Here is a 15,262-nt window from a genome sequence, read left to right as displayed (position 1 = left end):
GCCCGATGGCCCTGCGGGAGGCGATCGTCGCCGTGCTGCGGCGCGGTGACCGGGTGCTCGTCGTCAAACGCGGGCCCGAGGCGCGTCGCTCCGGTTACTGGGCGCCGCTCAGCGGCAAGCTCGAGCCCGGGGAGACCCAGGAGGAGGCCCTGGTCAGGGAGGTCCGCGAGGAGGTCGGTCTGACCGTCGCACCGCTGGCGAAGGTCTGGGAGTCCGAGACCGACGACGGCGTCTTCCGCCTCCACTGGTGGACCGCGGCGGTGGGCACGGACGAGGTGGTCGCCGACCCCGGGGAGGTGGCCGAGGCCCGCTGGGTCACCGTCGAGGAGTACCTGGCGATGGATCTGATCTTCGACGGCGACCGTGAGTTCTTCGAACGGATCCTTCCGGGGCTGTGACGGCCGCCGCGGGTGCGGACGCGGTCGCCGGGACGACCGCGGACGCCTCGCGCTGATCGCCCGTCAGCCCGCCGCGCTCGGCCCGCCCGCGTGCCGGTCGGCCATCGCCTCACCCGTGGGAGGGGCGTACAACCGCTCCTGGCCCACCTCCCGGCGCATGTCCCCGCGGTCCAGGCCACGCGCCGGGCCCTGACAGCCCTGGGCCGCCGCGATGCCGAGTGCCACCAGCAGCGTCACCACCACGAAGACGAACAGCCGCTGGCGCAGCAGTCGTGGGTTGGCCGGCCGCCGGCCTGTCCCGGTGGTCCGCGGCGCGGGACGTCCGGCCCCGCTGCGCGGTGCGGGACGACCGCCGGAGCGGGGCGCGGTGCGCTGGACCGGCGTCGGGCGCGACCCCGGCCGTGAGCCGTTGCTGCGGGGCGGGGGAGTGCCCGGCCCCGGGGGGCGCCGTACGGTGCGCTGGTCGGCGTACTGCTCCGCCAGCCGCCCGGTGGGCCGGTCAGGTCCACCGGACTGCGCGGTCGGCCGCGCGTCCACGAGGCCCTGGGCCTCCCGAGTCGCGATCTCCTTGAGGCGGAGCGAGAGTTGGAGGGTGCTCGGCCGCTCCTCGGGGTCCTTCGCCAGACAGGCGCGGACGAGCGGGGCCAGGGCGTCGGGCACGCCGTGCAGCTGCGGGTCCTCGTGCACGACCCGGTAGAGCATGACCTCGGAACTGCCGTGCCCGAAGGGCGAGTCACCGGTCGCCGCGTACGCCAGCGTGGCGCCCAGCGAGAACACGTCCGTGGCCGGGGTGACGGCCGCACCGCGAACCTGCTCGGGGGCGAGGAAACCGGGCGATCCGACGGCCGTGCCGACATGCGTGAGCGTCGAGGCGCCGGTCGCCCAGGCGATGCCGAAGTCGATGATCCGCGGCCCCTTTGGGGACAGCAGGATGTTGGACGGCTTCAGGTCGCGGTGGACGACCCCGGCCTCGTGCACCGCGACGAGGCCCTCGGACAGTGCGGCGCCCACCGCGGCCACGTCGGCGGCCGACAGAGCGCCCTCCTCGGCCACCTTGTCGTGCAGGGAGGGGCCGGGCACGTACTGTGTGGCGAACCACGGACGGTCCGCCTCCAGGTCCGCGGCCACGAGCCGCGCCGTGCATCCGCCCCGGATCCGCCGTGCCGCCGAGACCTCGCGTGCGAACCGCGACCGGAACTCCTGATCCTCCGCCAGGTCCGGCCGGATCACCTTCAGCGCCACCCGCTGGCCCCGTTTGTCGGAACCGAGGTAGACGACGCCCATCCCGCCCGCGCCGAGCCGCCGGTGGAGCCTGAACGAGCCGACGACACGCGGGTCCTCACGCCTCAGGCGCATCATCGCCATGTCCATCCCCGCTGCCCGGTCCGTCTGACGAGCCACAGCTTACGTTTCCGCGGCCGGGTGCGCGCAGAGGCCGCGCCCTCTCGCCCCGATCGATTGTCACTGCCGGGTGCGAGACTTGAGGGGTGGTCAGGGGAGGCGCAAACAGGCCGGCCTTGTGCTGCCTGTGATCCCAACCTCCCGCGGCGGAAGGGGGATTGAGCCCGTGAAGGGTGATCGTGTGGAGATAGTCGTGGACGCCGGGGACACGACGCGCACCTACGAGGTCGTGGCGAGCAGGGCGGGCCGCCGGGTGGAGACGGCGGTGCGCAGGGGAGTGGTGGAAGTGAGCGAAGTCACCCGGAACGGCTCCGTCGTGCGCACCGCCCGGTTCATGGCGAACCGGGTGCTGGCGCTCGTGGAGCAGCCGGTCCCGCGGGAGGACGCATCGGAGCACGGGGGACGTTCGGGGCGTCCCCTCGGGGAAGACCCCGAGACCTAGGACCTCGTCTCCACCCAGGGGAGTACACCGCAGGTCATCGGTCATCCTCCGGGAGGCCAGGCAATCGGTACGAGGGCATGACGCCCCCCGTCGGCCCGGCACCTAGATTTGAGGTCAAGCGGCGGGTGCAGCACTCGTCCCCCGAGGTCAGACACCCGCCGCTGCCAAGGACAACAGCACAACGGTCAGGAGAGGGACCATGGCCCAGACGGCACCGCGGACGCTGATCCGCATGCAGGGACGCAAGGCATACGGCGCCGCGTTCGGCACCGGCCGTTCGAGCCGCCGCCACCCGCTGGTGGCGACAGCGATGGTCCTTCCCCTGGCGGCCCTGCTCGTATACGCCTTCGGCGGCTGGGATGCAGTGGTCACACAAGCGTCGTCCGTGGGTGTGATGCTGGGGCGCTGAGCGGCGCCCCAGGCCCGGAAGAGCGGTCCGGGCGGGGACATCCACCCATAAGACCCCGTGGGGACGGGGGTGCGGCGGACGGCACAAACGCCCGCGCAGCTGGGGAGCTGCGCGGGCGTTGTCCTGTTCGCGGCGTACGCTCCCCGCACAGCCGTACGTACACTCCGAGGGCCCATGAACGCACTCCTGCCCGCACTCGCCGCACGAGCACGTGCCACGGTGCACTCGAACCCCGATGCGGAGTGCAGGTGCACGACCTCGGACGCGGTCCTCGCAGAGCGCAGCGACACCGCCGCCGTCGTCCGCCACGGCGCCACCGTCGCCAAGGCCCATGCGCCGGGCACCGACCCCGCCGAGCTCTCGCTCCGCCTCGCCGCGGCCACCCGCCTCGGCGGCACCCTGCTCGCCCCCCTCGACGCCACTCCGGTCACCCTCCACGGTCGCCTCGTGACCTTCTGGCCCTACGGCACCCCGGTCGACCCCGACCGCCCTGAGGCCGCCCCCTGGGAGGCCGCCGCGCGCCTCCTCGCCCGGCTGCACCGGGCCCCCGTGCCCGCAGGCCTGCCGCCCATGCGGGGGCCGGCCAAGGCCGCCCGTGCGATCCGGCGCATGGGCGCGGCCGGCCCGCACCCTGCCGCCGAGCCCGTGCTCAAGGCCTGGGCGGCCCTCCCGGCGTGGGCCCGCGACGAGGCGGCCCCGCCGCCCCCGCGCGCTCTGTGCCACGGCGACCTCCACCTCGGCCAGCTCGTGCGCCACCCCCCGGACGCCGGCTCCTGGCTCCTCATCGACGTCGACGACCTCGGTGCGGGCGACCCGGCCTGGGACCTGGCCCGGCCGGCCGCGTGGTACGCCTGCGGGCTGCTTCCGCCCGACGAGTGGTCCCGGTTCCTCACCGCCTACCGGCAGGAGGGCGGACCGGCCGTCCCGCTCGACGGTGACCCCTGGGCCGCGCTCGACGTCCCCGCCCGCGCCCTCACCGTGCAGACTGCGGCGCTGGCCGTCGCCAAGTCGGTCACAGCGGACCGTCCCCTGGACGAGGTGGAGCAGGCCGTCGTCCAAGCGTGTGTTCGAATGAGTGCCGAAGTGCCGTAGTTGGCGCGAGGGTGAAGGACGTAGGCTGCAACCGGCCAGCACGGAAGTGAGTCCCTACCTGGCGAAGCACCACCGACCGGCGAGGAGTTGAGCCGACCATGCAGTGTCCGAAGTGTCATGCGCCGATGCACACGTACAACCGCAACGGCGTCCAGATCGAGCAGTGCAGCGGTTGCCGCGGCATCTTCCTGGACTACGGGGAGCTCGAGGCGCTGACCCGCCTGGAGTCCCAGTGGACGCAGCCCGCTCCGCCGCCCCCGCCCGCCCCGCAGGCCTACCCTGCCGCCCCCGCCTGGGGCGCACCGCACGGCGGCCACGGGGGGCACGGGCACTACGGCCACCAGCGCCACAAGAGCTTCGGCCACATGCTGTTCTCCAGCTGAGGCACGCAGAAGCCCCCCGCCCACAGGGCCGGGGGGCTTTGTCGTCCCGCAACGCGCGTCGAGGACAAGGGAAAACGACGAGGGTGGCTCGGCCGCGCTCTTCGCACGGTACGGGCCACCCTCGATCCGGTGGACGATACTGGGATTGAACCAGTGACCTCTTCCGTGTCAGGGAAGCGCTCTCCCGCTGAGCTAATCGTCCTCGGGCCATGGCCGCTCGGCAGAGACGGCCGTGGTTGCTGCGTGCGCGATACTGGGATTGAACCAGTGACCTCTTCCGTGTCAGGGAAGCGCTCTCCCGCTGAGCTAATCGCGCGGGGATCCTCGCGGACCAGTGGACGATACTGGGATTGAACCAGTGACCTCTTCCGTGTCAGGGAAGCGCTCTCCCGCTGAGCTAATCGTCCTTGGAGGTGGAGACGGGATTTGAACCCGTGTAGACGGCTTTGCAGGCCGTTGCCTCGCCTCTCGGCCACTCCACCCGGAGTGCAGGGGGTCGGGAAGATCCCCTGATTCCTTCGAGCGGACGACGAGGCTCGAACTCGCGACCTCAACCTTGGCAAGGTTGCGCTCTACCAACTGAGCTACGTCCGCCTGTCGTTTCGGTACGCTCCCGCGTCCCGGCGACGAGTTGAACTCTAGCGGATTCCGGAGCCAGTACAAAAACGCGTTTGTGCAGCGTGCTGCCCTGCACCTGGTCAAGGTCATGGTCAGGGCCCCACGGGGACATGTCCGGGCCACCGGCGCGACACCGCCATAGACTCGACTGTGTGCTCCACCTCCCTCCTCTCGCACGTTTCGGTGACCGCGTGGCCACAGGTCTCCTCGATGTCACCGACGATCCCGCGGCCCTCGACTCCACCGGTTTCTGGGCGGTCTGCGCGGACTACGAGGGGCGTCTGACCTGCGCCCGCTTCCAGGACGTACGGGAGGAGCCCGTGCCCGCACCGGTGCCCGGTCGATGGCGGGGCCCGTCGACCGGTGACTGGACGTCGTCGCTCGAGCGCGACGCGTACACGGCGGGGGTGCGCAAGATCCGCGAGCACATCGCGACCGGCGAGGTCTACCAGGTGAACCTCTGCCGGGTGCTCTCCGCCCCGGTGACGGCCGACGCGGACGTGGACGCGCTGACCGCCGTGCTGGCGCGCGGCAACCCTGCTCCCTACGCAGGAACGATCCGCCTTCCCGGACACGGGGTGGAGGTCGCCACCGCCTCCCCCGAGCTCTTCCTGCGCCGAGACGGCCGGAGTGTCGAGTCCGGCCCGATCAAGGGCACCGGACGCACCGAGGAGGACCTTCTGGAGAAGGACTACGCCGAGAACGTGATGATCGTGGATCTGGTCCGCAACGACCTCGGCCGTGTCTGCACCTCCGGCAGTGTGTCCGTGCCCGACCTGTGCGCCGTCGAGAAGCATCCCGGTCTGGTGCACCTCGTCTCAACGGTCCGCGGCGAGCTGCGCGCGGAGGTGGGCTGGCCGGAGCTGCTCGACGCCACCTTCCCGGCCGGCTCGATCACGGGTGCGCCCAAATCCAGCGCCCTGCGGATCATCGACGCCCTGGAGACCGCACCCCGGGGCCCCTACTGCGGCGGTGTCGGCTGGGTCGACGCGGACCGGGGGGTGGGGGAGCTGGCGGTCGGCATCCGCACGTTCTGGATCGACCGGACTCCGGGCGACGCCGCCGTGCTGCGCTTCGGCGCGGGGGCGGGCATCACCTGGGGATCCGACCCGGAGGGGGAGTGGCAGGAGACCGAACTGAAGGCCGCCCGACTGCTCACGGTAGCGTCGGGGGCGTACGAGGCGAGTGGAGGGACCCTCACGTGAAGATCTGGCTGGACGGCGGGCTGCAGGACCTCGAGTCCGCCCGCGTCTCCGTCCTCGATCACGGACTGACCGTCGGCGACGGCATCTTCGAGACCGTCAAGGCGGTCGACGGACGGCCGTTCGCGCTGACCCGTCACCTCGACCGGCTCACTCGCTCGGCGCGCGGCCTCGGGCTGCCCGACCCCGACCTGGACGAGGTCCGGCGGGCCTGCGCCGCCGTGCTGGAGGCCGAGCCGGTGCCGCTCGGCCGGCTGCGCATCACGTACACCGGCGGCTACGGCCCGCTCGGTTCCGACCGCGGCGACCAGGGCCCGACGCTCGTGGTCGCCGTCGGAGCGACGAAGCGTCGACCCGACGCCACAGCAGTGATCACCGTGCCGTGGACCCGCAACGAACGCGGCGCGCTGGCCGGCCTGAAGACCACGTCGTACGCCGAGAACGTCGTCGCCCTGGCCCGCGCCTCCCAACAGGGCGCCTCCGAGGCGCTGTTCGCCAACACGGTCGGGCGGCTCTGCGAAGGCACCGGGTCGAACGTCTTCGTGGTCCTCGACGGCGAGATCCACACCCCGCCGGTCGCCTCCGGCTGTCTCGCGGGCATCACCCGCGCGCTCACCGTCGATTGGACGGGCGCCAAGGAGACCGATCTGCCGCTGGACGTCCTGGAGCGCGCGGACGAGGTCTTCCTCACCTCCACGCTGCGGGACGTGCAGGCGGTGCACCGGGTCGACGGCCGGGAACTGCCGGGTGCGCCGGGTCCGGTGACCGCCAAGGCGATGCGGATCTTCGACGAGCGGGCGGGGAACGACCTCGACCCCTGAGCCGGGCGAAATTCGGCTGCCCCGCGGCGCGGTACCGGGTAGAACACCTGTGATGACCACGACCCTGCGGCCGACCGAGCCGCTTCGCCACGACCCGGACGGAACGCGTTCACAGCGCTATCAGGTGTGTGTGAACGGCCGTCCGATCGGTGGGATACACCTGTCCACGCACCCCGAGTACGGGCCCACCGTGGCCTGCCTCGGGGAGCTGTGCATCGAGGAGCCGGACCGCGGAAGGGGCAGGGGCACGGTGGCCGCGCTGGCCGCCGAGGAGGTGGCGCGCGGCTGGGGCTGCAAGCGCATCGAGGGCTCCGTGCCCGGTGACGCCGAGGCGGCCCGCCGGCTGGCGACGGCACTCGGGTACGTCCTGCGCAGCCGGAACATGGAGAAGCGGCTGGAGGCCGACGTGCCCCGGCTGCCGGCCGGCCTCGTGGCCCGTCCCATGACCGAGGCCGAGTACGGCCCGTGGCGGGCACAGGCGCGGGAGGGCTTCGCGCGCAGCCTGATCGAGCGGGGAGCGTCCACCGCCGAGGCGTACGCCAAGGCCGAGCAGAGCGACGTGCGATTCCTGCCGGACGGCCTCGCCAGCGAGAACACGGTGATCAGCGTCCTGGAGAGCGACGGGGACCCGGTCGGCGTCCTGTGGCTCGGACTGTGGCCGGACAGCGCGTTCGTCTTGGACGTGGAGGTCCACGCCGAGCACCGGGGCCGCGGTCACGGGCGCACACTGATGCTGCTCGCCGAGGCGCAGGCGGCCGAGGGCGGCAAGGACAGCATCGCCCTTCACGTCTTCGCGGGCAATGCCCCGGCCGAACGCCTCTACACCTCGCTGGGGTACGAGACCACCTCGTACAACTTCTACAAGGACCTGGCCTGAGGCTCAGGCCCCCTCGGCCAGGAGCCGGTCCGCGATCTCCTCGATGCGCTCCCGCAGGCCTTCCTGGCTCTTGCCGCCGTCGAGACGCAGTCCGTCGATCACATAGGTGGGGGTGCCGGTCACACCGATCGCCTTGCCCTCGGCCTGGTCGGCGTCGACGATCAGGATGTGCCGGCCGTCGATCAGGGCGGTGTCGAACTCCTCCGCGTCCAGGCCGAGTTCGCCGGCCACCTCGACAAGGAGCGCCTCGCCCCGGCGGCTCAGCTCGTCGACCCGGGCCAGCACGGCCTCCACGTACGGCCAGCCCTGTCCCTGCGCCAGTGCCTCCTCGGCGGCCTGCGCCGCGGCGAAGGCGTGCTGGTGCTTCTCCAGCGGGAAGTGCCGCAGCCGCAGCTCCAGCCGGTCGCCGTAGCGCTCGCGCAGCGCTCGCAGGTCCTCGAGGGAGGTGCGGCAGTCGGGGCACTGGAGCTCGCACCAGACGTCCAGGACGGGGGCGGCGGCACGGGCGGGGGAGGAATCGTTCATGGGCGACAGTCTCCCAGGACCGCGGACGCCTCCCCAACCGGACCTGACCGGCGGGGGGCGTCGGCGGTGCCTGTGGTGCGCGGGGTGCAGAAGGGGCCGCGCCCTGAGGAGGAGCCGACCCGGAGATCTCCCTGAGGTCCGCTCGGACCGTGGCCCGCGGGGTGTGCGGCGGTGCAGGATGGAAGGGACGAACCGACCCTGCCCGACCGATCACCGCCCTGGAGGTCCGGATGATTGCCGAGACAGTCTGTTCCGCCGTCTCCGCGGCCGGTCTGGGGATCGCCGCGGTAACGGCCTGGCGCAAGCGTTTTCTGGCCGCGGCCCGTATCGCGGCCTACGCGTTGGTGCCGGTCGGCCTGGTGATGACGGGTGTCGTGGGCTGGCTGGCCGACACGGCGTTCAGTCCGACGGCATGGGCGGGCTTCTGTGTGCTCGCCGTCGCGTGGCTGCTGTTCGCGACCACACGGGCGGTGGAGCGCCGACGCGGCGACGGTACCCGCAAGGAACGCAGAGCGGCCCGGACCGCCGAGCGCGAGCCGGTGGCACCGGCGGCCTCCGCACCGGCGCTCGGCGCCTCCCGCCCTCCGGCGACCCGCCCCAAGGCCACCCCCCTTGCGGGCGACTCATCGGACGACTTCAGCGACATCGAGGCCATCCTCAAGAAGCACGGCATCTGAGGAGGCGCGCCGCCCGGCGCGAGCGCCGTTTTGAAACGACACAACGGTCGCGCGACGCCGTCGGATGATCAAGGTTGCACACGCCGGGATCAGCTTCGTTCCGTAGATCACGGATATGGGAGAACTCCCCGTCATTCCGAGCGTGTTGATCGCGTAGCGGGTGCGGGCTGCGTCATCATCGCCGCGAGATGCTGGACAGAACCCAGAGCGACACCGCTGTTCCTCCCGAGGAACGCCGGGGTTGTCTCTTCGCGCTTTCCCAGCCACCGCTGATGATCTTCCTTGCGGTTATCGGCTGCCTGCTGCTCATGGCATCACTGCACGATCTGCTGATGCTCTGAGCCGTATGCGGAGCCCCTGGCGCCACCCGCCGAGGGCTCCGTCAGCCCCCGCCCCGCGCGAGGGGGAACGTACGACGGGAACGTCCGGCAACGGCCCGCTCAGCCCGCCGCCTCCTTGCGGCGCGCCCGGTAGGCGGCCACATGCAGGCGGTTTCCACAGGTGCGGCTGTCGCAGTAGCGCCTCGATCGGTTGCGCGAGAGGTCGACGAAGGCACGCCGGCAGTCGGGCGCCTCGCAGCGGCGCAGCCGCTCCTGCTCCCCGGCGACCACGAAGAACGCCAGGGCCATACCGCAGTCCGCGGCGATGTGATCGGCGACCGAGGCACCGGGTGCGAAGTAGTGCACGTGCCAGTCGTAGCCGTCGTGGTCGGTGAGGCGCGGCGTCGTTCCCGCCGCGGCGACCAACTCGTTGATCAGCCCGGCCGCGGTCCGGGCGTCATGGGCGGCGAAGACCGCGGCGAACCGCCCGCGGATCTTCCGCACGGCCGAGAGATCGAACTCCGACAGGACGCCGACATCGCTCAGATCGTGGTTGCGCGCGAAATCGTCGAGGGCGGCGACGTCCGGGAGCGCGTCTGCCTCGTCGCCCTCGGGTGCGGTGTTCACCAGATCCACCACGAGGTCGAGCGCGCACCGGGTGTCGTGGGTGATCAGCACGTGTCGCTCCCTGGCCTGGAGGTCGGGCGGACGCCCGCCGATGCTGGCCGAGCCTAGCGGCTCGCTCGCCGCCGTGGACGGGCGCAGCCGGGCGGGAAGTCCGCCGCCGCGCGGACGGGACGGCTCCGGGCCGCGGTGCGGGGCCCCTCCGTCACGATCCGGGACAACGTCGTGACCGTGCGCGTGCACCTCGAACGCCGTCACCACGAAGGTTCGCGGCGACGGCGCCCTGGGTGTGCCGTATGCGGTTGTCCTGGCCCGAGCCGTCTCCCCGAGTGGACGGCGTCGGGCGGTTCGAGGTGTCGCTTCAGCTCTCGGCCAGGATGTGGGAGAGCTCCGTGTCGAGATCGAAATGACGATGCTCCGTGCCGGGTGGCACGGCCGCGTCGGTACGCTTCAGGAACGACTCGAGGGCCCGCGCCGGGGCCTCGAGCAGGGCCTCACCCTCCGGGGAGCTCAGGGCGATGCATACGACGCCCTGACCGTGGCTGCGGGACGGCCAGACGCGGACGTCGCCCGTCCCTGTGGGCCGGTGCAGGCCCTCTGCGAGGAGGTCGCGGGCGAACACCCACTCGACGGTTTCCTCGGCTCCGGTGTGGAAAGTGGCGTGCACGGCGTAGGGATCGGCCGTGTCATACCGCAGTCCCGCGGGTACAGGCAGTGAGGACTCGCTCGACACAACGAGGCGCAGGTGCAGCTCGCAGCTGACCGTGGTGTTCATAAGCGCCAGGGCCTTTCGCTCAGTGTGCGCTCGGGGATTCGCACGTCGGCGAAATCGACATGCCACCTACGGTGCCGTTGTAAACCCCTCTGAGTGTTTTGCCTGTCTATGCGTAGCTCATCCGGCCGAGATGGTGTTTGCGTGGTACGCCCATTCTGGTGACCGGTTTCTCTCCGGTAGGCTTTGTTCGTATGAATACGGCGAGTGACGAGCCGGGCGAGATCGCCGTGGCTGCGAGCGAGGCGAAGGCGGAGCGGGAGCTCGGTTCCCGGGCGCCGGAATTCATCAAGGCACGGAAGGCGCTGCATCTGAGCTGGCAGGTGGGCGTCTTCGTGGCCGGACTCGCCGTCGTGGCCGTGGGTGTGGTCCTGCTTCCGCTGCCCGGTCCGGGCTGGCTGGTGATCTTCGCCGGCCTGGCGCTCTGGGCGACCGAGTTCGTCTGGGCGCAGTTGGTGCTGCGCTGGACGAAGCGCAAGGTCACCGAGGCTGCACAGCGCGCGCTCGACCCCAAGGTGCGCCGGCGCAACATCGTGCTGACCACCCTCGGCGTGACGATCGTGGCCGTGCTCGCCGGTGTCTACGTCTGGCGGTTCGGTGCGGCCATGCCCTGGAACGTCGAGGAGTAGCCGCTTCGCTGCCGCCGGCGCATGGTCGGAGACGCACCTGACATGCGGTAATGTTCTCCGTGCGCCCGGGCGATTAGCTCAGCGGGAGAGCGCTTCGTTCACACCGAAGAGGTCACTGGTTCGAACCCAGTATCGCCCACAAGATCGAGGGCGGCGTGTACTCGCGGACACCGTGGGTCACGCCGCCCTCGTCGTATGTCCGCTCCGGCCGGGCGGCGGGCATCCCGAATGGAACGATTCACACAACGGCTCGGCGAAGGAACCGGTCGGTCACGTTCCGTTACTTCCGGCGAGCGGTCGAGGGTCCGGGAAAAGAGCCGGACGACCCGTCGTGTTCTTCGAAAAGAACTGTCCGTGGATCAAGAAGATCGAGGTGCGGCGGACTCGGAGAATGGGCCGCGGACAGAAATGCGTCACCCTATTCCGGAACGCCGAGGTATTTCTGCGGAAGTACGACAAAAGGCGTGTTCTGCTCGGTTTCAAGTGCCGCCGGACGTCCGGAATGTGAAGCCGGGCCACCTCCCGGAGAACGACGGGGACTTCGGGCGGGGGATCCGGCGGAGCGGCGTCGAAGGCTGCGACCGCCGAGCGGGACGTTCCGAAGTGCCCGATGACGGCGGAGCGCGGCGCTCTCGGGGGAGCGCCGCCGCACGGGCGGCGGCGCTCGCAGCCGCATTCTGGGTCCGCGGCCCTCCGTACTGCATGAGTACGGGTACTCAATCGCGGCGCCGGTCGCGGGGCAGACTCTGCCCATGGACTGGACGCACTACCGCTTCCGCACCCTGTGGTCCCTGCCCGTCCCGCCCGCCGCCGTGTACGAGGCGCTGGAGCGGGCTGAGGAGTACCCGACGTGGTGGCGCCAGGTGCGGGACGTGACCCGGCTCGACGACACGACCGGTGTGGTCCGGATCCGCTCGTTCCTGCCGTACGACCTGAGCTTCACGGTGCGCGAGGTACGGCGCGACCCGTCGGCCGGAGTCCTGGAGGCCGCGCTGTCCGGCGACCTCCACGGCTGGGCGCGCTGGACGGTCACCGCGACCCCGTCGGGCTCCCTCGCCCGCTACGACCAGGTGGTCGACGTGAACAAGCCTCTGCTGAGCCGGCTCGCCGTGCCGGGGCGGCCCGTCTTCCGTGCCAACCACTGGCTGATGATGCGGGCCGGACGGCGGGGACTTCTCGCCCGTCTCCAAGCGGTTTGAAGGAACCCGGCCGGGACCTGTATTGTTCAGTGCGTTCCCGGGCGATTAGCTCAGTGGGAGAGCGCTTCGTTCACACCGAAGAGGTCACTGGTTCGAACCCAGTATCGCCCACCCGGAGAAGACCGGTCCGTCGCGGCGGGCCGGTTTTTCGTTTGCTCAGGCTGCTGCAGGCAGGTCCGGCCGCAGCGGCCACGCGGGATCCACCGACTCCTCCGTACCGCTGCGCGCGAACCACGCCTGCAGCCCGCGTGCCTGCGCCGCGTGCCACCCCGTCTGCAGGGCGTGCAGTTCGGCCGGCGTCAACCGGTCGAGACGGGTGGCGAAACGGCGCCCCACCGCCCGTACGACATCCATCGCGGCCACCGCGTCCGCCGCCGCGTCGTGCGCGCCGTCCAGGGCGACCCCGTAGTGCGCGCACAGGTCGGTGAGCGTACGGCGGCCCTTGCGATAGCGGTCCAGATGCTTGTCGAGGACCCGCGGGTCCAGCACACGCAGTGGCGCCGAGGTGAACCAGCCGTCGAGCGAGGACGCGCGATGACGGCGCAACTCCCGGTCCAGCAGCGTCAGATCGAACGGCGCGTTCATCACCACCAGCGGCCGGCCGCGGGCGGCGTGCTCGCCCAACTCCTTGGCTATCTCCTCCATCACCGGCGACGGCCAGCGGCCCTCGCGCTGCAGATGCTCCTCCGTCAGCCCGTGCACCGCCGTCGCCTCCGCGGGCACCGGCACGCCCGGGTTCACCAGCCAACGGCTCACCCGCGGCCGGGTGCCCGGGGCGTCCTGGACGACGACGGCGGCCGACACGATCCGGTCGGTCTCGACGTCCACGCCCGTGGTCTCCGTGTCGAATGCGGCCAGAGGCCCTTCATACCAGCACGTCATGCCTACACAACTCCTCGTTCACCCTTGGCAGCTGACGCACCGTCTTCTGCCCGTTTGGTGATACCCGGGCTGTTTGCGTCGTACGCCGGAAGGACACAACAGGAGTACGGGTCTTTGCAGTTCACGGGCCCGTCACGGGGACTCTCTCAGCCGGGAAGGCTTTTTGGTCATGGCGATAGCGCAGCCCGAACGGGGCGGGCTGCTGCCCGAACGGACGGCACCCCATCACCGCGGCACACTCGCCACCACCGCCTGCATGGAGACCTTGCAGGTGGGTTATCTGCACGCCGTCGCCGCCGCGGCCGGCTGCTCACTGTCGCAGCCCTTTCCGGACAACGGCATCGACTGGCACGTCAGTCACAGCGCGCCCGGGCACACGGTCGACGACGAGGTCACCATCAAGGTGCAGCTGAAGTGCACGTACCAGATCCCGCCGAACCCGCCCGGCCGGTTCTTCTCCTTCACGCTCGACAACGACCACCTGGCGAAGCTCGCCCGCACGCCCGTGTCGGTGCACAAGATCCTGGTCGTGATGATCGTTCCGCGGTCCCAGGAGCAATGGCTGCGGGCCGGACACGACCGGCTCGACCTGCGGCACTGCTGCTACTGGGTCAATCTGGCCGGACACCCGATCACGGGCCGGCGCCGCACCACCGTACGCGTCCCCACCGCACGCATATTCGACGACCGAGCCCTGTGCGAGATCATGACCCGGGTCGGAACGGGAGGCAGACCGTGACACACCGTCCCCTCGACGAGCCGGCCCGCGCCGTGCGGCCGCACCCGGCCGAGCCGTTGTGGAACCAGCCGCCCGCGCCCGACCAGGTCGATCCCACCGTGCTCAGCGCCCTGCTCGACCGCCATGGCTGGCAGCGCCGGGGCGGGGCCGCCGGGCGCTACGGCCGGTGGACCCCGCCGGGCCCCGGCGGCGGCCGTACGAGTCTGCTGGTGCCGGAGAGCCGGGCCTTCCCCGACAGCGACGACCTGATCGGCGAGGCCCTCGTCGCGCTCTCCCGCAGCGGCTCACCCGCGGCCCGGGACGTGCTGCTCGGGCTTGCCGTTCCGAGCGACGAGATCCACTGGTGGCGGGACGTCCCCGCCGGCCCCGCGGGCGCGGCGCCCTGGGCCGTCGAGGACCAGTTGCGTTCGGCCGCCCGCCAGATGCTGATGGCGGGCGCGCTGGCCACCCGCGCGCGTGCCGGCTACTACGGCGCCCGGCACCGCAGGCCCGCCGCGGCGTCCCTGGAACACGTGCTGGTCGGCGCGGCCGCCGGCGGCCGCCGGCTCACCGCATTCACACCCGTCACCACCGGCAGGCCGCTCGCCGTACGCCTGCACCAGGCCCTGAACGCGGCCAGGGAGGCCATCGACTACAAGCGGGCCACCGGCGGCATGGACGCCTTCGACGCCGCCGTGGAGGCGGGCGTGAGCCATGAGCTGACCGAGGCGCTGGTCGCCCTCGTGCGCGGCTCCGAGGGTGCCCGGATCGCGGTCGAGTGGGCGCCCGCGGCCGGCGTCCCCGAGGGGTGCGCGGCGCCCGGCGAACCGGTCGAGTTCTCACCGGGCGACCTGCCCGTGCTGCGCGAGGCATCGGCCCGTTACCAGCGGGAGGAGCCGTCCATGCCGGTGCGGATCACCGGGGCCGTCGTGCGGCTGCGCCGGGCGGGCCCGCGCGGTGAGGGCACGGTACGGCTGCGGGTCATCGCAGGGGCCGAGGTCCCCCACGTACGGATGACGCTGGACGAGGAGTCCTACCGGATCGCGGGCCAGGCCCATCTCGTCGGGCTGCCGGTGCGGGTGCACGGACGGCTGGAGAGCCGGGGCGGTTTCCGGCGCCTGGTCGCCGCGTCCGATGTGGCTCCGGTACAGGTCGACGAGGCGGAGCGGGACCGGCTGATGAAGTCCCTCCAGGAGAACCTGGACTTCTTCGAGGAGGCCTGCGGCGGGGACTGACGGCGACCGTTTCGCGGAGGGCCGCGCCGGGTCGGTAC

Annotated in this window: 19 protein-coding genes and 7 tRNA genes; 16 read left to right on the top strand and 10 right to left on the bottom strand. The window is 71.6% G+C overall.

Annotation, left to right across the window (positions count from 1 at the left end; genetic code table 11):
* Positions 1–5 precede the first annotated feature (5 nt).
* A complete protein-coding gene (locus ADL25_RS00830) occupies positions 6–398 on the top strand; it encodes an NUDIX domain-containing protein (protein ID WP_059125597.1) in 393 nt (130 codons plus the stop codon).
* Between the two features lie 63 nt (positions 399–461).
* Here ADL25_RS00830 and ADL25_RS00825 read toward each other — a convergent pair whose 3' ends face one another.
* Positions 462–1,769 carry a serine/threonine-protein kinase gene (locus ADL25_RS00825; RefSeq protein WP_059125596.1) on the bottom strand — a complete coding sequence of 436 codons (1,308 nt, stop codon included), beginning with the start codon at positions 1,767–1,769 and terminating at the stop codon, positions 462–464.
* A gap of 196 nt (positions 1,770–1,965) precedes the next feature.
* Here ADL25_RS00825 and ADL25_RS00820 point away from each other — a divergent pair, with 196 nt between their 5' ends.
* From ADL25_RS00820 to ADL25_RS00805, 4 genes are all read left to right on the top strand, one after another.
* Entirely contained in the window at positions 1,966–2,241 is a 276-nt protein-coding gene (locus ADL25_RS00820; protein ID WP_059125595.1) for a hypothetical protein, read from the top strand.
* 199 nt (positions 2,242–2,440) lie between these two features.
* The gene (locus tag ADL25_RS00815; RefSeq protein ID WP_059125594.1) at positions 2,441–2,650 is read left to right on the top strand and encodes a hypothetical protein; all 210 of its coding nucleotides are present in this window, start codon (positions 2,441–2,443) and stop codon (positions 2,648–2,650) included.
* A 174-nt stretch (positions 2,651–2,824) separates the two neighbouring features.
* Positions 2,825–3,742 carry a phosphotransferase family protein gene (locus tag ADL25_RS00810; RefSeq protein ID WP_059125593.1) on the top strand — a complete coding sequence of 306 codons (918 nt, stop codon included), beginning with the start codon at positions 2,825–2,827 and terminating at the stop codon, positions 3,740–3,742.
* Positions 3,743–3,840: 98 nt separating this feature from the next.
* Positions 3,841–4,125: a zf-TFIIB domain-containing protein gene (locus ADL25_RS00805; protein WP_079050101.1), complete on the top strand. Its 285-nt coding sequence runs from the start codon at positions 3,841–3,843 to the stop codon at positions 4,123–4,125.
* Between the two features lie 130 nt (positions 4,126–4,255).
* Here the strand turns inward: ADL25_RS00805 and ADL25_RS00800 are convergent.
* The 5 genes from ADL25_RS00800 to ADL25_RS00780 form a co-directional block, all read right to left on the bottom strand.
* Positions 4,256–4,327, bottom strand: a tRNA-Val gene (locus ADL25_RS00800).
* A gap of 42 nt (positions 4,328–4,369) precedes the next feature.
* Positions 4,370–4,441, bottom strand: a tRNA-Val gene (locus ADL25_RS00795).
* Positions 4,442–4,460: 19 nt separating this feature from the next.
* Positions 4,461–4,532, bottom strand: a tRNA-Val gene (locus tag ADL25_RS00790).
* 1 nt (position 4,533) lies between these two features.
* Positions 4,534–4,607: transfer RNA gene (locus ADL25_RS00785), tRNA-Cys, on the bottom strand.
* Positions 4,608–4,646: 39 nt separating this feature from the next.
* A tRNA-Gly gene (locus tag ADL25_RS00780) sits at positions 4,647–4,719 on the bottom strand.
* Between the two features lie 176 nt (positions 4,720–4,895).
* Here ADL25_RS00780 and ADL25_RS00775 point away from each other — a divergent pair.
* The 3 genes from ADL25_RS00775 to ADL25_RS00765 are packed head-to-tail and all read left to right on the top strand — an operon-like array spanning position 4,896 to position 7,643.
* Positions 4,896–5,948 carry a chorismate-binding protein gene (locus ADL25_RS00775; RefSeq protein ID WP_059125591.1) on the top strand — a complete coding sequence of 351 codons (1,053 nt, stop codon included), beginning with the start codon at positions 4,896–4,898 and terminating at the stop codon, positions 5,946–5,948.
* Positions 5,945–6,766, top strand: coding sequence for an aminotransferase class IV (locus ADL25_RS00770; protein ID WP_059125590.1), 822 nt, complete (start codon positions 5,945–5,947; stop codon positions 6,764–6,766). The genes ADL25_RS00775 and ADL25_RS00770 overlap by 4 nt, the downstream gene beginning before the upstream one ends.
* 52 nt (positions 6,767–6,818) lie before the next feature.
* Positions 6,819–7,643, top strand: a complete 825-nt coding sequence (locus ADL25_RS00765; RefSeq protein ID WP_059125589.1) for a GNAT family N-acetyltransferase — start codon at positions 6,819–6,821, stop codon at positions 7,641–7,643.
* 3 nt (positions 7,644–7,646) lie between these two features.
* Here the strand turns inward: ADL25_RS00765 and ADL25_RS00760 are convergent, their stop codons facing one another.
* Positions 7,647–8,168 carry a DsbA family protein gene (locus tag ADL25_RS00760; protein ID WP_059125588.1) on the bottom strand — a complete coding sequence of 174 codons (522 nt, stop codon included), beginning with the start codon at positions 8,166–8,168 and terminating at the stop codon, positions 7,647–7,649.
* 230 nt (positions 8,169–8,398) lie between these two features.
* Between ADL25_RS00760 and ADL25_RS00755 the strand changes: the two genes are divergently transcribed.
* Both ADL25_RS00755 and ADL25_RS49600 read left to right on the top strand, forming a co-directional pair.
* A complete protein-coding gene (locus ADL25_RS00755) occupies positions 8,399–8,845 on the top strand; it encodes a hypothetical protein (protein ID WP_059125587.1) in 447 nt (148 codons plus the stop codon).
* Positions 8,846–9,033: 188 nt separating this feature from the next.
* Entirely contained in the window at positions 9,034–9,186 is a 153-nt protein-coding gene (locus tag ADL25_RS49600; RefSeq protein WP_181923014.1) for a hypothetical protein, read from the top strand.
* Between the two features lie 99 nt (positions 9,187–9,285).
* On the opposite strand, the gene ADL25_RS00750 is transcribed toward ADL25_RS49600, so the two are convergent.
* Complete coding sequence (locus tag ADL25_RS00750; protein WP_059125848.1) at positions 9,286–9,843, bottom strand: CGNR zinc finger domain-containing protein; 558 nt, start codon at positions 9,841–9,843, stop codon at positions 9,286–9,288.
* 307 nt (positions 9,844–10,150) lie between these two features.
* Positions 10,151–10,564 (bottom strand): SsgA family sporulation/cell division regulator, encoded by a 414-nt coding sequence (locus tag ADL25_RS00745; protein ID WP_003959770.1) that lies wholly within the window; start codon positions 10,562–10,564, stop codon positions 10,151–10,153.
* Between the two features lie 191 nt (positions 10,565–10,755).
* Here ADL25_RS00745 and ADL25_RS00740 point away from each other — a divergent pair, with 191 nt between their 5' ends.
* The 4 genes from ADL25_RS00740 (at position 10,756) to ADL25_RS00725 (ending at position 12,500) form a co-directional block, all read left to right on the top strand.
* The gene (locus ADL25_RS00740; RefSeq protein ID WP_059125586.1) at positions 10,756–11,190 is read left to right on the top strand and encodes a TIGR02611 family protein; all 435 of its coding nucleotides are present in this window, start codon (positions 10,756–10,758) and stop codon (positions 11,188–11,190) included.
* A gap of 67 nt (positions 11,191–11,257) precedes the next feature.
* Positions 11,258–11,329: transfer RNA gene (locus tag ADL25_RS00735), tRNA-Val, on the top strand.
* A 613-nt stretch (positions 11,330–11,942) separates the two neighbouring features.
* Positions 11,943–12,389 (top strand): SRPBCC family protein, encoded by a 447-nt coding sequence (locus tag ADL25_RS00730; RefSeq protein ID WP_059125585.1) that lies wholly within the window; start codon positions 11,943–11,945, stop codon positions 12,387–12,389.
* A 39-nt stretch (positions 12,390–12,428) separates the two neighbouring features.
* A tRNA-Val gene (locus ADL25_RS00725) sits at positions 12,429–12,500 on the top strand.
* A 45-nt stretch (positions 12,501–12,545) separates the two neighbouring features.
* On the opposite strand, the gene ADL25_RS00720 is transcribed toward ADL25_RS00725, so the two are convergent.
* Positions 12,546–13,271 carry a 3'-5' exonuclease gene (locus ADL25_RS00720; protein ID WP_059125584.1) on the bottom strand — a complete coding sequence of 242 codons (726 nt, stop codon included), beginning with the start codon at positions 13,269–13,271 and terminating at the stop codon, positions 12,546–12,548.
* 169 nt (positions 13,272–13,440) lie between these two features.
* On the opposite strand from ADL25_RS00720, the gene ADL25_RS00715 reads away from it, so the two are divergent.
* Together ADL25_RS00715 and ADL25_RS00710 are read left to right on the top strand one after the other, a co-directional pair.
* A complete protein-coding gene (locus tag ADL25_RS00715) occupies positions 13,441–14,010 on the top strand; it encodes a DUF4365 domain-containing protein (RefSeq protein WP_059125583.1) in 570 nt (189 codons plus the stop codon).
* Positions 14,007–15,224 (top strand): hypothetical protein, encoded by a 1,218-nt coding sequence (locus ADL25_RS00710; protein ID WP_059125582.1) that lies wholly within the window; start codon positions 14,007–14,009, stop codon positions 15,222–15,224. The genes ADL25_RS00715 and ADL25_RS00710 overlap by 4 nt, the downstream gene beginning before the upstream one ends.
* Positions 15,225–15,262 lie beyond the last annotated feature (38 nt).

This window comes from Streptomyces sp. NRRL F-5122, assembly GCF_001507435.1.
GTDB lineage: Bacteria > Actinomycetota > Actinomycetes > Streptomycetales > Streptomycetaceae > Streptomyces > Streptomyces lannensis.
Note: the sequence above shows the minus strand (reverse complement) of the source record. Positions and strands in the feature narration are given on the sequence as shown.

Coding starts and splice junctions, on each gene's coding strand:
- ADL25_RS00830 (WP_059125597.1), top strand. CDS start 6: ATGGCCCTGCGGGAGGCGATCGTCGCCGTGCTGCGGCGCGGTGACCGG.
- ADL25_RS00825 (WP_059125596.1), bottom strand. CDS start 1,769: ATGGACATGGCGATGATGCGCCTGAGGCGTGAGGACCCGCGTGTCGTC.
- ADL25_RS00815 (WP_059125594.1), top strand. CDS start 2,441: ATGGCCCAGACGGCACCGCGGACGCTGATCCGCATGCAGGGACGCAAG.
- ADL25_RS00810 (WP_059125593.1), top strand. CDS start 2,825: ATGAACGCACTCCTGCCCGCACTCGCCGCACGAGCACGTGCCACGGTG.
- ADL25_RS00805 (WP_079050101.1), top strand. CDS start 3,841: ATGCAGTGTCCGAAGTGTCATGCGCCGATGCACACGTACAACCGCAAC.
- ADL25_RS00765 (WP_059125589.1), top strand. CDS start 6,819: ATGACCACGACCCTGCGGCCGACCGAGCCGCTTCGCCACGACCCGGAC.
- ADL25_RS00760 (WP_059125588.1), bottom strand. CDS start 8,168: ATGAACGATTCCTCCCCCGCCCGTGCCGCCGCCCCCGTCCTGGACGTC.
- ADL25_RS00755 (WP_059125587.1), top strand. CDS start 8,399: ATGATTGCCGAGACAGTCTGTTCCGCCGTCTCCGCGGCCGGTCTGGGG.
- ADL25_RS49600 (WP_181923014.1), top strand. CDS start 9,034: ATGCTGGACAGAACCCAGAGCGACACCGCTGTTCCTCCCGAGGAACGC.
- ADL25_RS00745 (WP_003959770.1), bottom strand. CDS start 10,564: ATGAACACCACGGTCAGCTGCGAGCTGCACCTGCGCCTCGTTGTGTCG.
- ADL25_RS00740 (WP_059125586.1), top strand. CDS start 10,756: ATGAATACGGCGAGTGACGAGCCGGGCGAGATCGCCGTGGCTGCGAGC.
- ADL25_RS00730 (WP_059125585.1), top strand. CDS start 11,943: ATGGACTGGACGCACTACCGCTTCCGCACCCTGTGGTCCCTGCCCGTC.
- ADL25_RS00720 (WP_059125584.1), bottom strand. CDS start 13,271: ATGACGTGCTGGTATGAAGGGCCTCTGGCCGCATTCGACACGGAGACC.
- ADL25_RS00715 (WP_059125583.1), top strand. CDS start 13,441: ATGGCGATAGCGCAGCCCGAACGGGGCGGGCTGCTGCCCGAACGGACG.